Source organism: Actinomadura sp. NPDC047616 (assembly GCF_040642915.1).
GTDB classification, from domain to species: Bacteria; Actinomycetota; Actinomycetes; order Streptosporangiales; family Streptosporangiaceae; genus Spirillospora; species Spirillospora miaoliensis.
In genome coordinates this window covers 52,432-67,403 of sequence record NZ_JBEYTB010000011.1, presented here as the reverse complement: position 1 = coordinate 67,403, position 14,972 = coordinate 52,432, and the positions used below count along the sequence as shown (strand labels likewise).

Below are 14,972 nucleotides of genomic sequence, written 5' to 3'. Positions count from 1 at the left end.
CGCGGGTCACCGGTCGTCGCCGGTTGTGGGGGGTGGGAGGGCCACCTGGATCTGGGTGGTGATGCCGGTGGCCACGAAGAGGCCGCGGCCGGTGGGGCCGCCGAGGGGGGCGTTGCGGGGGAGGCGGAGGCCGAACAGTTCGCCGTCGTCGGGGGAGTCGACCGACAGCAGGACGCCGGAGCGGGAGCGGCGGGTGTCGGAGAGGAAGCCGCGGTAGCCGCGGCCGAGGTCCTCGGTGGTGCCGCCGATGACGACGGCGTGTTCGCTGTCGCGGGCGGTGCGCAGGACGCCGCACAGGGCGTCGTCGAGGTCGGTTTCGTCGAGGAGTTCGGCGTCGTCCACGACGACGACGTAGCGGTGCTCCTCGCCGATGGTCTCGGCGAGGTCGTCGGAGTCGGCGTCGGCCGACAGGACGCCGAGGACGCCCGGGCGGCCCGACAACTGCCGCAGGGGCGAGCGGCGGGGAGTGATGAGGACGACGGGGGTCAGGCCGCCGCCCACGGACGGGTCCAGGAGCGAGTGGACGATCGTCCGCAGAGTGGTGGAGCGGCCGGAGCGGGGCGGGCCCGCCACGACGAAGCCGGGGCCTTCGTTGAGCAGGTCGATGCCGACGGGGGAGAGCGTGTCGCCGCCCACGCCGACCAGTGCCCACAGGGCGGACGGCGCCAGGAACTCGGGGTCGAGGGCCATCGCCTCGCGGTAGGTGACGCGGACGGGCAGTTCGTCCACGTGGATGGGGCGCTGTTTGCGGGGCAGCCGGCCGTAGCGGGTGACGCAGGCGCGTGCGATGTCCTGGAGCGCGGTCACCTGGGCGGTGCCGGACGGGTCGTCGCCGAGCAGGCCGATCTGCGACTCGCGCAGGGGCAGGCCGGGGCCGACGACCTCCAGGGCGCGGCCGGGCGGCATGGCGGCGGGGATCTGCTTTTCCTGCAGCCCCGCGTAGCCGTAGTCGTTCGGGTCGGCCATGCGCAGGACGAGGCGGCGGTCGAAGACGGTGGAGACCTGGCCGGACAGCCCGGAACGGTCGCCGGTGAACACCGCGCGCAGGCCGACCGAGGCGCCCTCGCGCAGGAGGCGGAGCAGGGCGTCGACCAGGCGGCCGTAGTCGTAGTTCTCGAACGCGGCGACGAACCCTTCCCAGCGGTCCAGCAGGAGCAGCATCCAGGGGAGGCGGTCGGTGGCGGCCACGGCGGCGCGTTGTTCGGACAGGGACGCGAAGCCCGCCTCGGCCAGCAGTTGCTGGCGGCGGGCGACCTCCGTGGAGAGCGCGGCGATGAGGCGTTCGACGCGGTCGAGCTGGTCGCGGCTCACCACGGCCCCGCAGTGCGGCAGCGAGACGAGCGGGAGCAACGCGTTGGCGCCGCAGTCGATGGCGTACAGGTGCGCGTCGTAGGGGGAGCACGCCCCGGCCAGGGAGCCCGCGATCGTGCGCAGCGCGGTGGAACGGCCCGACTGTGCGGACCCGGCGATGTAGAGGTGGCCGCCGGACGTCAGGTCCAGCGTGAGGGCCTCGCGTGACTGGACGGCGGGCAGGTCGGTGATGCCGAACGGGACGGGCTGCACGTCCACCACAGAGCCCCCGGCGGCCGTACGGGGCGTGAGCCTGACCTTCTCCGGCAGCGGGTTCAGCCAGGGGGACGGCTGCCTGTCGATACCGGCGCGGCGGGCGGCCTCGTCCACGGCCTCGACGAGTGCGGCCAGATCGGTGACGGCGGGTGCGTCGTCCGGGGCTTCGCGGGGCGCGGGCAGGGGGCGGCCCAGGCCCTGCCAGGGGAGCGGGAGGACGGTCGGGGCGGCGGACGCCGCGACGCTCCCGGGGCGGCGGCCTCCGACGCGGGCGGTCTGCACGAGGTACAGCTCGGACGCGCCGGAACGCACGTAGCAGCGCCCAGGGGTCGACTTGGCGATGTTGGCGGCGTCGGGTGCGTCCAGCACGTCGGTGGACTCGTCCGGGTCGGTGACGCGCAGCGCTATGCGCAGGTTGGTGTTGGCGCGGATGTCGGCCGTGACGACGCCCGCGGGACGCTGCGTGGCCAGGATCAGGTGCACGCCCAGGGAACGGCCCCTGCGCCCGATGTCGACCAGGCCCGCGACGAAGTCGGGCAGTTCCGAGACCATCGCCGCGAACTCGTCGATGACGAGGACGAGCCGAGGGAGCGCGGTGCCGCCGCCCTCGTGGTAGTCGTCGATGTCCTTCGCCCCGGCGCGCAACAGGATCTCCTCGCGGCGACGCAGCTCGGCTGACAGCGACTCGAGCGCGCGCTCGGTGGCGTGCCCGTCCAGGTCCGTCACCATGCCGACGGTGTGGGGGAGCCGGGCGCAGTCCTTGAACGCAGCCCCGCCCTTGTAGTCGATGAGCACGAACGTCATCTCGTCCGGGCGGTTGGCCACCGCCAGGGACGCGATGAGCGTCTGCAGAAGTTCCGACTTGCCCGCCCCCGTGGTTCCGGCGATCAGCCCATGGGGGCCGTCGGTGCGCAGGTCGAGTTCGAAAGGCCCGTCCGGGCCGATGCCTATGGGCACGCGCGTGGTGCGGCCGCCGGTACGGTGCCAGGCGTCCAGCACCTGCTTGGCGGACGGATCCGGCATGTCGAGCAGGTCCAGCAGCCGGGCCGAGGCGGGGATGGCCTCTTCGGCGTCCTCGCGCGACACGTCCCGTACGGGGGCGAGCGCGCGCGCAACGCGGTCGGCCCACGCCGGCGACACCTGGTCCGCCAAGACGGGACCGAGCGCGTCCAGCCCCTGGCCGCGCAGCCGCAGAGTGTGGGGCCCGTCCCAGGCCGCCACGGCGGTGCACTCCTCCGGAAGCAGCCGCTCCTCGTCGTCCACGCAGATCGCGTACAGGCCGTACTCGGCGCCCCGCGACAGCAGCATCGGCATTCCGGGCACGCGGCGCAGCGCCCGCGCCCCGTCCAGCACGATCAGGATGTTGTACGGGACGGCGTCGCCGGGCTGCCGTTCCTGCCCGAAGAACGAGGACGACGCCTGCGCGGCGCGGCGGCGTTCGGTGACGCGGATGGCCAGTTCGGTGACGCGGTGCGCCACCGACTCGGGGTCGCTGCCGACCAGCGCCACGCACTCCTCGCCCTCGCGCGGCGCGCAGTGCGGCAGCCAGCGCACCCAGTTCCAGCTCTCGGCGGCGCGTTCCTCCTCGTCCGCGCACAGCACGACGATGGCCAGGTCGCGGGGGCTGTGCAGGGCGGCGGCCTGCGCCACCAGCCAGCGCGCCAGGCCGCGCGAGGCCGCGCGCGGGCCGGTCAGGCCGATCACGCCGAGGTCGGGCAGCGGCAGCGCGACCGGCACCAGCCGCGCCGCCGGGACGTCGATGCCGTCGGCCTCGCCGACCAGCTCCACGCGGGCGGGCAGGTCGGCCAGGCCGACGCGCAGGTGCAGCGTGTCGGAGTCGGTGACGCGCCGTTCCCACAGGCGGCGGCGCGGACCGGTCGCGGTGAGCAGCACCTCGGCCGGGTCGGGGTGCAGGGCGCGGCGCTCGTCCTGGTCGGCGCGGCACAGCCGGTCCAGCTCGCCGTCGAACTCGGCGGCTTTGCGCTGGTAGTCGCGCAGCGCCTTCTTGTACGACTTGCGGCCGTGCATCCGGTCGCCGATCCACTCGCCGACCGTCATCACCGGCCAGGCCAGCGCGAACAGCGCCCACCACCACTGGCCCAGCGCCACCGCCATGACCAGCCCGAACGCCGAGAACAGCAGCGCGCCGAACAGCCGCAGCCGCTCACGCGGGTTGCGTTCGGGACGCTTGGGCACCTCCAGCCGCCGCGGCGGCCGGGCCGGGTGCAGGCGGGGCGGGCGGTTGAACGCCAGCCCGCCGTCGGGCATCCGCTCCAGGTGGGTGTCGGGCGCGGCGGCCGGGACGAGCGTCAGCACGGTGGCGCCGACGGCGAGCAGCGCCCCGGGCTTCCACACCGCGGCTTCGCCGGTCTGGTCGAGCGGCGCGCCGTCCAGCATCGCGGTCGCCGACGCGTCCACGCGGACGGTCTCGCGGTCAACGGTCACCCGCAGCGCGACGGCGGGCACGGCGGGGTCGTCCACGCGGACGTCCACGTCGTCGCCGGAGCCCAGGGTCGTCACGCCCAGCCCGAGCCGGTGCACCGAGCCCGCGGCGGGCCCGCCCACCACGCGGACCTCCACCATGCCGGTCGGCTCGGCCAGCACGGTCGCGGCGGCCGTGCGCTGCTCGACGGCCACGACGGCGCCCTCGCGCAGCTCCCGCACGGCCTGCGCCTTGGGGTCGAGCATGCGGCCGTCCAGCCACAGCGCGTGCGGGGCGCCGTTCCCCGACGCCGCACCCGACGACCCGGCGCTCGATGACCCGGCGCCCGATGACGGAACGCCCGGCGCGGGAGCGACCGCAGAACGGGCGGCTTTCGAAAAGCGCGGCACCATGGGAATCGGCCGCTCATTCGCCGGCGCATTCGCGTCCAGGGCCGCGGAAAGGGACCGGGCGACGCTGTCGACCGTCGCATCCGAATCGACGCTGACGATCACGTCGCGGGAACCCCGGCCGGTCAGCGCCGTGAACGAGATCCGCATTCAGAGCCCCTCCATCGTGCCCCGCCGCCGGTCACATTACCCACCCGCGTCCCCCGCGTCGGCGGCCGCGCGGTGGTGCCGGATCCCAGGATGCGCCATTTCGCCCGGCGCGACCTGCGGTTTCCCGAACGCAGTCAGTGATCTCTGTGACTTCGGGTAAGCGCCCAAGTGGCCGGAGAATCGGCTGGTCATCACGGTGGGTGCGGTTACGGAGCGGCTTCACCTCCGAGAATCCATTGACGTGACCTCGCCCGTCCCGCAAGCATGGATCGCTCGGTGCATGCCGGATGCCGGGCGATCGCCAGGGCGAGTGCGGCGGACTCCAGGCGCAGGACGGGGCACGGATTCGCGGGCGGGACCCCGAGGGGGCGGGCGCCCGCCGGGGCGGGAAGGAGCACGTGGCGAGTGCGATGAAGAGCAACCAGTCGGCCGTCGCGAGCGGGACGACCGCCGCCGGCGCCGGCGCGGCGGCCGGGCTCGGCCGGTCCGGCCTCGGCGCGTCCGGCGGGCAGCGGCTTCCGTCCGCGCCGCGCGAGCGCAAGCCCGCGCTGGCCGCCCTGGCCGTGCTCCTGATTCTTGGCGGTGCGCTGACCAGCGCGTACCTGGTGATGGCCAGCGGCCAGCGGGTGTCGGCCATCCGGATCGCCCAGCCGGTCGCGGCCGGGCAGCGCATCCCGGCCGGCGCGCTGGAGGAGGTGCAGATCGGCGACACCGGCGTGGCGTACATCTCCTGGTCCGAGCGGCTCCGGGTGACGCAGGCGTACGCGGCCGTGCCGCTGGTCAAGGGCACCCTGCTCACCAACGAGATGGTCAGCCGGGGCGACGACGCCGCGCGGGGCCGCGTGGTCGTGGGGCTGGCGCTCAAGCCCGGCCAGTTCCCCGCCCGGGGCCTGGAGACCGGCAGGCGCGTGGCGCTGTACGCGGTCGGCGGCGCCAACGGCGGGCCGCGCGCGGGCACGGTGCTGTCCACCGACGCGATCGTCCTCGGCGTGGGCGGCGGCACCTCCGACCGGCTGCGCGACGACCTGACGTCGGTGGACGTGGCGGTCGCGCCGGGCGAGGCCGCGCTGGTCACCCAGGCCGCGTCGGCGGGCACCGTCGCCGTGGGCCTCGTCCCGGACGGCACGCAGGTAGGGTCCGCTCCGGCGTCCACCCCCGAGCGGACCAGGGAGTCCTCGCCGGGCACGGGCGGCTCCCAGTCCCCCAGGGCCGACGACGGCGGGCAGAACCCGCCGCCCAACCCGGGCACGGGCGGGCAGCAACAGGGCGGGCAGCAGTCCAACGGGCAGCAGCGGTCGTCCGGCACAGGCGGGAACTGACCGTGGCACTCATCGCGCTCGCGGCCGACAAGGGAGCGCCGGGGGTCACCACCTCCGCCGTCGCCCTCGGCGCCGTGTGGCCCCGGCCCGTGCTCGTCGCCGAATGCGACCAGGCCGGCGGTGACCTGGTGTACCGGCTGCCCGCGGCGGCCGGCGACGGCGGCGACGACACCCGCACCACCATGCTCAACCCGTCGCGCGGCCTGCTCAGCCTGGCCGCCACCGCCCGCCGCGGCCTGCGCCCCGACCAGATCGCCGAGCACTGCCAGCGGCTGGTCGGCGGCCTGGACGTGCTGGTCGGCATCACCAACGCCGAGCAGGCCCAGGGCATGACCTGGCTGTGGGGCCCGCTGGCCCGCGCGTTCGCCGGGCTCGCCCCCGTGGACGTGCTCGCCGACTGCGGACGGCTCGGCGCCGGCACCCCGCTGCTCGACCTGGTCCGCGCGTCCGACATGCTCGTGCTGTTCACCCGCGCCACCCTCGAACAGGTCGCCCACCTGCGCGAACGCATCGCGGCGCTGGCGGGCGAGCTGCGCGGCGGCCCGCCGGTCGGCGTCGTCGTGCTGGCCGACCCGCGCGACTTCCGCGCCTCCATCGCCGAGGTCGACCGGATCGTCACCAGCGCCCACCAGCGGCTGCGCGCCGACGCGGCCGCGGGCGGCGGCCCGCCGCCCCCGCCGGTGTCGGTGCTGGGCGGTCTCGCGCTGGACCCCAAGGGCGCCGAACTGCTGGCGGGCCGGTGGGGCGGCCGGCTGGACCGGTCCCTGCTGATCCGCTCGGCCCGCGAGATCGCCGGGACGCTCGCCGCCCGCGTCGCCGCGCCGGGCCCCGACGTCCCGCACGCCCACGGCCCCGAGGGCGCCGTCCACCCGGCCCCGCCCGGCGGCCGGGGCCCGGCGGCCCCGCTGGACCCGCAGCTGCAGGAGGGGAGGCTCTAGGTGGATCACGCACTGGTCAAACGGCTGCGCCAGGAGGTGGGCGACCGGCTCGCCCAGCAGCGCCGGCTCGACGCGGCCGCCGGGCTGACCCCCATGTCCGGGGAGGACGAGCGGCAGTTCGCGCGGGCGCTGATCGGCCAGGTGCTGGAGGAGTACGCGCGCGGCGAGATCACCGCGGGCCGCCGTCCGCCCAACGCCGAAGAGGAGGAGGCGCTGGCGGCGGGCGTGCACGCCGCGCTGTTCGGCGTGGGCCGCCTGCAGCCGCTCCTGGAAGACCCCGAGATCGAGAACATCGACATCAACGGCTGCGACCGGGTGTTCATCGGGTACGCCGACGGCCGCGAGGTCATGGGCGAGCCGGTGGCCGAGTCCGACGAGGAACTGGTCGAGCTGATCCAGATCCTGGCCGCCTACAGCGGGCTGTCGTCGCGCCCGTTCGACACCGCCAACCCGCAGCTGGACCTGCGGCTGCCCGACGGCTCGCGGCTGTCGGCGGTGATGGACGTCACGGTGCGGCCCGCGCTGTCGATCCGGCGCGCCCGCCTCGGCAAGGTGTTCCTGCCCGACCTGGTCGGCAACGGCACGTTCAGCGAGGAGCTGGCCCGGTTCTTCAGCGCCGCCGTGGCCGCCCGCAAGAACATCATGATCGCCGGGGCGACCAACGCGGGGAAGACCACGCTGCTGCGCGCCCTGGCCAACGAGATCCCGCCGCACGAACGGCTCATCACCGTCGAACGCGCGCTGGAGCTCGGCCTGGACGCCTTCCCCGAGCTGCATCCCAACGTCGTGGCGTTCGAGCAGCGGCTGCCCAACTCCGAGGGGCAGGGCGCGATCTCCATGGCCGAGCTGGTGCGCCGGTCGCTGCGCATGAACCCCTCGCGCGTCATCGTCGGCGAGGTGCTCGGCGACGAGATCGTCACCATGCTGAACGCGATGACGCAGGGCAACGACGGGTCGCTGTCGACCATCCACGCCAACTCCTCGATGGAGGTCTTCAACCGCATCGCCACCTACGCCATCCAGGCGGAGGAACGCCTGCCGGTGGAGGCCACCCACATGCTGATCGCGGGCGCCATCGACTTCGTGGTGTTCATCGAGAAGCGCAACGACTACGCCCACGGCGGGCGGCTGCGCCGCTTCGTGTCCAGCGTCCGCGAGGTCACCGGCGTCGACCAGCGGGTGCTGTCGTCGGAGGTGTTCGCGCTGGGCCGCGAGGGCGTCGCCGTCCCCGCAGCCCCCATCGCCTGCGCCGACGAGCTGGCCCGGCACGGCTACGACACCTCGCTGGGAGGCCCGTGGTGACCCCCGCGCCGAGGGGAGGTGGGTGAGGTGTACTCGCCGGACGTCCTGCTCGCCATCCTCGCGGGCGCGGCGGTCGGGGGCGGGCTGCTGCTGCTCGCCGCCGCGATCCGCGGGCTGCCCGCCCGGCCGGGGCCGGCGCGCGGCAGGCGCCGCGAGGAGCTGGTCCGCACGCTGACCACGCGCGGCGCCGCGGCGGCCGTCGCGGGCGCGGTCGTGCTCATCGTGACGCGCTGGCCGATCGGCGCGGCGGGCGCCGCCGTGCTGGTGCTGGCGTGGAACGGCCTGGCGGGCGGGGCCGGGGAGGAACGGCGCGGCATCGCGCGGCTGGAGGCGCTGGCCGCCTGGACCGAGTCGCTGCGCGACACGATCGCCGGGGCGGTCGGCCTGGAGCAGGCCATCCCCGCGTCGCTGCGGGTGGCGTCCCCGGTGCTGCGCCAGCCGCTGGAGACGCTGGTGGACCGTCTGCACACCCGCGTCCCCATGCCCGAGGCGCTGCGCCGCTTCGCCGACGACCTGGACGACCCGTCCGCCGACCTGGTGATCGCCGCGCTGATCCTCAACGCGCGGCTGCGCGGCCCCGGGCTGCGCGACATGCTCACCGCGCTGGCCGTGTCCGCCCGCGCCGAGCTGGACATGCGCCGCCGCGTGGAGGCCGACCGGCGCTCCACCCGCCGCAGCGTCCGCATCGTCGTCGGCGTGTCCGTCGGCACGGCCCTCGGCCTGGCCATCTTCAACCACGACTACGTGCAGCCCTACGACGACTTCCTCGGGCAGCTGGTGCTGACCCTGGTGATCGCCCTGTACGCGGCGGGCTTCGTGTGGCTGCGGCGGCTGTCCCGGCACGAGATGCCCGAACGGTTCCTGACCAGATCGCGCACCGCGCAGCCCGGCGTCCCCGGCGAGGTCCCGACCACCGTGGCGTCGTGGCAGGCCAACGGCTCGTCCGGGGACGGCACGGTGCTGCGCGGACGGCACGCGATGGACGCGGGCGGAGGTGGATCGGCATGACGGGAGACGGCATGACAGGCCCGCTGCTCGCCGGGGCCGTCGTCGGCGTCGGCCTGTACCTGCTGGTGCGGGCGCTGTTCCCGCCGCGTCCCGGGCTGGCGGCGCGGCTGGCCGCCTTCGACGCCGCCCGCCGCCGCGACCAGGAGGACGCCGCCCGGCGCATGTCGCCGACCCTGGAGAAGGTCGGCGGGCTGCGCGCCCGCGTCGGCCGGGAGCTGGTGCGGCTGTGCGAGGCGCGCGGCTGGCGGCTGCGGTCGGTGCGCGCCGACCTGGCCATCACCGGCCGCTCACTGGAGGCGTTCCTGGCCACCAAGTTCCTGCTGCCCGCCGCGGCGCTGCTGTTCATCCCGGTGGTGGCGGGGTACTTCGCGGTGCTGGGCGCCGGGGTGTCGTTCCAGGTCCCGGTGTGGATCTGCGTGCTGTTCGCGGTGCTGTTCTTCTTCTTTCCCGACATGCAGCTCAAGGAGGAGGCGCGGGCGCGGCGGCAGGACTTCCGGCACGTCGTCGGCGCGTTCCTGGATCTGGTGTCGATGAACCTGGCGGGCGGACGCGGCGTGCCCGAGGCGCTGGTGACCGCGTCCAACGTCGGCGAGGGCTGGGCGATGCTGCGCATCCGCGACGCGGTGGCGGGCGCCCGCATCACCGGGCAGACGCCCTGGCAGGCGCTCGGCCGCCTCGGCGACGAGCTGGACATCGACGAGCTGCGCGACCTGTCGGGCGCGCTGGCGCTGGTCGCCGACGACGGGGCGCAGGTCCGCAAGTCGCTGGCGGCGCGCGCCGCGTCCATGCGCAGCCGGGAGCTGTCGGAGCTGGAGGGCAAGGCCGGGGAGCGGTCCCAGTCGATGCTCGTCGCCCAGCTCCTGCTGTGCGCCGCGTTCCTGATCTTCCTGGCCTACCCCGCGGTGATGCGGGTCATGGCCGCCTGACGATGACCGCCCGACGACCGCCCGACGGCCCCACCACCGCCCGACGGCCCGACGACCGCCCGACGACCGACCGTCCTTGCGAGATCCCGACTCCGGCGAGGAGAAGCGATGCGACCGACCAATCCGCTGAACGATCCGGCAATCCTCTATCTGCGTGCGCTGCTCGGCGACCGGCTGCACCGGCTGCGCGCCGACGACGGCCGCGACCGCGGCGCCTCGGCCATCGAATGGGCGATCATCACGGCGCTGCTGGCCGCCATCGCGCTCGGCGTCGGCGTGCTGATCAAGCAGAAGGTCGAGCAGGCCGCCGGCAACATCAGGACCGGCTGAGGCGCCCCGCCATGCCCGCTCAGGCCCGCGTCCGCACCGGGTCATGGACCCCGCCGCGGCGCACGGGGGACGGGCGCGGCGACACCGGCGCGTCCACGCTGGAGTGGGCGCTGCTGACGCCCGTCCTGATCCTGGTGATGCTGTGCGTGGTGCAGTTCGCGATGGTGTACCACGCCCGGCACGTCGCGCTGGCGGCGGCGCAGTCGGGCGCCCGGGTGGCGCGCACCGAGCCCGTCGGCGGCGGCTGGCAGGACGCGGCGGTGACCAAGGCGACCGGCGACGTCCACCAGATCGGCTCGCAGCTGATCAGCGGGCTGCGGGTGCGGACGGGGGAGACCGGCGACCAGCGCTGGGTGGAGGTCAGCGGGGAGGCGGTGCGGGTCATCCCGTTCCTGACCTTCCGCGTGTCGCAGCGGTCGCAGGGGCCGATCGAGTGCTTCCGCCCGGACGTGGGGGAGGGCACGGCCTGCGAGGGAGGCGCCCGGTGACGCGCCCGCTGCAGCAACCGGCCACGCTGCCGCATCCGGCCGCGCGGCCACATCCGGCCACGCGCGACGCGGGGTCCATGTCGCTGGAGATGGTGCTGGTCGCGCCCCTGTTCGTGGCGTTCCTCATGCTGCTGGCCGGAGCCGGGCGGATCGTGGACGCGCAGAGCCAGGTGGACGGCGCCGCACGCGACGCGGTGCGCGCCGCCTCCGTGGGACGCAGCGCGGGCGCCGCCGTCCGCCTCGCCGACGACGCCGCCCGCGCCAACCTGAACGGCAACGACTGGTGCGCCGGCGGGCCGCGCGTCGACACCGACACCAGCGACTGGCGTCCGGGCGGGCGCGTCGCCGTCACGATCGTGTGCGACGTCGACCTGGGCGACCTGACGTTCATCGGCCTGCCCGGAACCAAGGCGCTGCGGGGCAGGGCGGTCGCGCCGATCGACACCTACACCTACCGGGGGACCGACGTCGTCGGCGGCGCACCGGAGGACGCCGGATGAGACACCGGATGAACGGACGCCGGCACCCGGCCCGGGGCGATCGCGGCACGATCGCCACGTACGTCGTGCTGTTCACCCCGGCGGTGTTCCTGCTGGCCGGGCTGCTGGTGGACGGCGGTCTGGCCATCCACGCCCGGCAGCGCGCCGCCGACATGGCCGAGCAGGCCGCGCGGGCGGGCGCCAACGAGATCGACACCGACGCGCTGCGCCGCACCGGAGAGCCGGTCGTCGACCCGGGCCGGGCGCGGGCGGCCGCGTGCGACCTGCTGGACGCCTACGGCGAGGACGTCACCGGCCGCAGCTGCGTCGCCGACACCCAGCAGGTGCAGGTGACCGTCCAGCTGACCGTCCGGCCGCAGCTGCTGTCCATCGTGCCGGGGTTCGGGGAGTTTACGATGAGCTCGACGGCGTCTGCCCATCCGGTCACCAGCGGAGACGATCAGTAGGGGTCAGATGACGGTACGGCGGACAGGCAATCTCCCAGGCGATCCCCCCATCGGCGGCGAGCCCGGCCTCGGCAGGGCGCGGCGGCTGGGGCAGGCGACGCGCACGCCCGTGCGGGTCCGCGCGCGGCGCGGCCCGCGTGACGTGCTCGCCGGGCTGGGCGCGATCGCCGCGCTGGCCGTGCTGCTGGTCGGCGTGCCCTACGCGCTGCTGGCGGTGTTCGGCTCACCGATCCCCGACCGGCTGCCGAGCGCCGGCGACCTCACCGGGCGGATGGGCGAGAGCGCCCTCATCACCGTGCTGGTCGCCCTGGTCTGGCTGGCGTGGCTGCAGTTCGCGCTGTGCGTGGTCGTCGAGGTGTACGCGGGGGTGCGCGGCATCGGCGTGCCCGCGCGGGTGCCGCTGGCGGGCGGCACGCAGTCGCTGGTGCACCGGCTCGTGGCGACGGCGCTGCTGCTGTTCACCGCCACCACGGCGATCATGCCGGCGTTGTCCGGCCGGGAGCTGCACCAGCAGCGTCCCGCGCAGGTGCAGACGCAGGAGTTCCGTCCGGTGGCCGCGGTCGCCGCCGAGCCGCGGGCCGCCGCCGCGGCCGAGCACGCCGCCCCCGAGGAGGCCGGCGGCCCGGAGCGCTCGGCCCGCACCACCAAGATCTACCGGGTGCAGCCGCCGGAGGGCCGCCACCACGAGAGCCTGTGGGAGATCGCCGACAAGTGCCTGGGCGACGGCCGCCGCTACAAGGAGATCTACGCGCTCAACAAGGGCCGTACCCAGCCGGACGGCAGCCGCCTGACGATCGCCAGCCTGATCCGTCCCGGCTGGATCCTGGAGATGCCCGAGGACGCCAAGGGCGCCAAGGTCATCCCGGTCGAGGAGCTGGACGACTACTTCCGGCACGGCCACGCCGTCCCCGACAAGCCCAAGGAGAAGCCGCGCCCCGCCCCCGAGCAGGGCGCGCCGGCCAAGCCCACCCCGCAGAAGTCCGCCCCCCAGACCCCTGCCCCCCAGACCCCTGCCCCGCACACGCCGGCCGCTCAGACGCCCGCGCCCCACACGCCCGCGCCGCAGGCACCGGCTCCGGCGCCCTCGGTGTCCAAGCCCGCCCAGACCCCAGCGACCCCCACTCCGCGGCCGTCCCAGACCAAGGCACCCGAGACGCCGCCCGCGTCCAGCACCCCGGCGCCACAGCCGTCCAGCGAAATGGGCGGCGGCGCGGACACCGGCGGCGCCGGCGTGCCCGGCCACCGCGACGGCGCGGTCCTGCCGTTCGACCTGGACTGGCCGCACGGGCTGGCCGCGGCGTCGCTGCTGGCCGCCGGGCTGCTCGGCGCGCTGGGCAGGCGGCGGCGCGCGCAGATGTGGCACCGCGCGTTCGGCCACATGATCAAGCGGCCGGTCGGCGCCGCCGCGCAGGCCGAGCAGGCGCTGCGGATCGGCGCCGACGAGAACGCCGCGCGCCTGCTGGACCTGGGGCTGCGGCACCTGTCGCGGTCGATGGCCGCCGAGGGACGCGCCCTGCCCACCGTCTACGGCGTGCACCTCGGCCCGACCAGCCTCGACCTGTGGATCGCCCCCGCCGACCGCAACCCGCCCGCCCCCTGGCAGGCGTACGACGAGGGGCAGGTGTGGCGGCTGCGCGCCGACGCGCTGCCCACCCTGGAGGCGTCGGACCTCGGTGACGTGCTCGCCCCCTACCCCGGGCTGGTGTCGATCGGCACCAACCCCACCGGCCGCATTCTGGTCGACCTGGAGGCCGCGCACGGCCTGATCGCGCTGAACGGCCCGCCGGACGCGCGCCGCTCCGCGCTGGCCGCGATCGCGCTGGAACTGGCCACCAACCGCTGGTCCGACCACATGCGGATCACGCTGGTCGGGTTCGGCCGCGACCTCGGCGAGGGCCTGGCCGGCATCGCACCCGACCGCATCCGCGTCGTCGACACCCTCGACGAGGCGCTGCCCGAGCTGGAGGGCCGCAGCGAGGAGGTGCGGCAGGCGCTGGCCGCCTCCGGCGTCGACTCGGTGCTGACCGGACGCTGCCGCGGCGTGTTCGGCGAGGCGTGGATGCCGCACTACCTGATCATGGCGGAGCAGCCCACCGAGCGGGAGGCCGACCGGCTGGTCGCGCTGGCCCGCACCGGCACCCGGATGGCCGCGGGCTACCTGGTGGCGGGCGAGGTGCAGGGCGCCACCTGGACCTGGGAGCTGGACGCGGCCGGGCGGCTGCACGCCGGGGTGCTCGGCTTCGAGGTGGACGCCCAGCTCGTCCCCGAGGACCACTACCGCGCCGTGGTCGACCTGTTCCACACCGCCGCGCGCCTGGAGTCGGTGCCGCTGCCCGACGTGGCCGACGACATGCGGCTGCTGGCCGACCCCGACCACGCGGGCTCACCGGAACCGCCCGGCACGGGCCAGTTCGCGGTGGACATCCGGCTGCTCGGCCCGATCGAGATCGACGCGCCCGGCCCGATCGACGACAGCCGCCGCGAGCTGTGCACCGAGATCCTCCTCTACCTGGCCACGCACCCGGGCGGCGTGCATCCCACGGTGCTGGGCGGGGCGATCTGGCCGCGCGGCGTCAGCGCCGGGGTGCGCGACGCGTCCATCGCCCGGGTGTCGGACTGGCTGGGGCGTGACGCCCGGGGCCGCCCCAACCTGTACTACGACGAGCGGGGCCGCATCCGGCTCGGCTCGGAGGTGCGGGTCGACTGGGCGGTGTTCCGCTGGCTGGTGTGGCGGTCGGCGGCCGAGCCCGAGTCCGAGACCGCCTACATGTCGTACGCGCTGGACCTGGTGCGCGGCCCCGTGCTGGCCGACCGGCCGCGCGGCCGGTACGCCTGGCTGGCGGCCGACGATCTGGAGTACGAGGTGACCGCCCGCGTCATCGACGTCGCGCACCGCCTGGTCGTGCTGCGCCTGGACGAGGGCGACGCCCGCGGCGCCGTCGGCGCGGCCCGCGCCGGTCTCCGCCTCGCCTACGACGACGAGGGCCTGTGGCGCGACCTGCTGCGCGCCACCCACGCCACCGGCGACGAAGGCCAGGTCCACGTGGTCATCGACGAGATGCGCTCGCGCCTGCTCGACCGCACCGCCTACGACGAGCTGCAGCCCGAGACCGAGGCCCTCATCGAGGAACTGCTGCCCTACGCCCAGCGCCTCCAGGCCAGCTGAC

General features: G+C 75.3%; 11 protein-coding genes. 10 read left to right on the top strand and 1 reads right to left on the bottom strand.

What is annotated here, in order from left to right:
• Nucleotides 1–6: 6 nt before the first annotated feature.
• Nucleotides 7–4,254, bottom strand: coding sequence for an FtsK/SpoIIIE domain-containing protein (locus ABZ801_RS25225; RefSeq protein WP_360702034.1), 4,248 nt, complete (start codon nt 4,252–4,254; stop codon nt 7–9).
• Nucleotides 4,255–4,946: 692 nt separating this feature from the next.
• Between ABZ801_RS25225 and ABZ801_RS25220 the strand changes: the two genes are divergently transcribed.
• The 10 genes from ABZ801_RS25220 (at nt 4,947) to ABZ801_RS25175 (ending at nt 14,971) form a co-directional block, all read left to right on the top strand.
• Nucleotides 4,947–5,867: a hypothetical protein gene (locus ABZ801_RS25220; RefSeq protein ID WP_360702031.1), complete on the top strand. Its 921-nt coding sequence runs from the start codon at nt 4,947–4,949 to the stop codon at nt 5,865–5,867.
• 2 nt (nt 5,868–5,869) lie between these two features.
• A complete protein-coding gene (locus ABZ801_RS25215; protein WP_344943704.1) occupies nt 5,870–6,805 on the top strand; it encodes a hypothetical protein in 936 nt (311 codons plus the stop codon).
• Nucleotides 6,806–8,107: an ATPase, T2SS/T4P/T4SS family gene (locus ABZ801_RS25210; protein ID WP_360702028.1), complete on the top strand. Its 1,302-nt coding sequence runs from the start codon at nt 6,806–6,808 to the stop codon at nt 8,105–8,107.
• Nucleotides 8,108–8,134: 27 nt separating this feature from the next.
• Entirely contained in the window at nt 8,135–9,115 is a 981-nt protein-coding gene (locus tag ABZ801_RS25205; RefSeq protein WP_360702025.1) for a type II secretion system F family protein, read from the top strand.
• Nucleotides 9,112–10,041 (top strand): type II secretion system F family protein, encoded by a 930-nt coding sequence (locus ABZ801_RS25200; RefSeq protein WP_344943696.1) that lies wholly within the window; start codon nt 9,112–9,114, stop codon nt 10,039–10,041. Before ABZ801_RS25205 ends, ABZ801_RS25200 begins: the two co-directional genes overlap by 4 nt.
• A 108-nt stretch (nt 10,042–10,149) precedes the next feature.
• Nucleotides 10,150–10,371, top strand: a complete 222-nt coding sequence (locus tag ABZ801_RS25195; protein ID WP_344943694.1) for a hypothetical protein — start codon at nt 10,150–10,152, stop codon at nt 10,369–10,371.
• An 11-nt stretch (nt 10,372–10,382) separates the two neighbouring features.
• The gene (locus ABZ801_RS25190; RefSeq protein ID WP_360702022.1) at nt 10,383–10,859 is read left to right on the top strand and encodes a TadE family protein; all 477 of its coding nucleotides are present in this window, start codon (nt 10,383–10,385) and stop codon (nt 10,857–10,859) included.
• On the top strand, nt 10,856–11,359 hold the full coding sequence (locus tag ABZ801_RS25185; protein ID WP_360702019.1) for a TadE family protein: 504 nt from the start codon (nt 10,856–10,858) through the stop codon (nt 11,357–11,359). Before ABZ801_RS25190 ends, ABZ801_RS25185 begins: the two co-directional genes overlap by 4 nt.
• Before the next feature lie 8 nt (nt 11,360–11,367).
• Nucleotides 11,368–11,805 (top strand): pilus assembly protein TadG-related protein, encoded by a 438-nt coding sequence (locus tag ABZ801_RS25180; RefSeq protein WP_360702017.1) that lies wholly within the window; start codon nt 11,368–11,370, stop codon nt 11,803–11,805.
• A 7-nt stretch (nt 11,806–11,812) separates the two neighbouring features.
• Nucleotides 11,813–14,971: a BTAD domain-containing putative transcriptional regulator gene (locus ABZ801_RS25175; RefSeq protein ID WP_360702015.1), complete on the top strand. Its 3,159-nt coding sequence runs from the start codon at nt 11,813–11,815 to the stop codon at nt 14,969–14,971.
• The last annotated feature ends 1 nt before the right edge of the window (nt 14,972 follow it).

What these genes read in the sequence shown, in the direction of transcription:
- ABZ801_RS25175 (WP_360702015.1), top strand. Translation starts at nt 11,813, where the DNA reads ATGACGGTACGGCGGACAGGCAATCTCCCAGGCGATCCCCCCATCGGC.
- ABZ801_RS25225 (WP_360702034.1), bottom strand. Translation starts at nt 4,254, where the DNA reads ATGCTCGACCCCAAGGCGCAGGCCGTGCGGGAGCTGCGCGAGGGCGCC.
- ABZ801_RS25180 (WP_360702017.1), top strand. Translation starts at nt 11,368, where the DNA reads ATGAACGGACGCCGGCACCCGGCCCGGGGCGATCGCGGCACGATCGCC.
- ABZ801_RS25190 (WP_360702022.1), top strand. Translation starts at nt 10,383, where the DNA reads ATGCCCGCTCAGGCCCGCGTCCGCACCGGGTCATGGACCCCGCCGCGG.
- ABZ801_RS25195 (WP_344943694.1), top strand. Translation starts at nt 10,150, where the DNA reads ATGCGACCGACCAATCCGCTGAACGATCCGGCAATCCTCTATCTGCGT.
- ABZ801_RS25200 (WP_344943696.1), top strand. Translation starts at nt 9,112, where the DNA reads ATGACGGGAGACGGCATGACAGGCCCGCTGCTCGCCGGGGCCGTCGTC.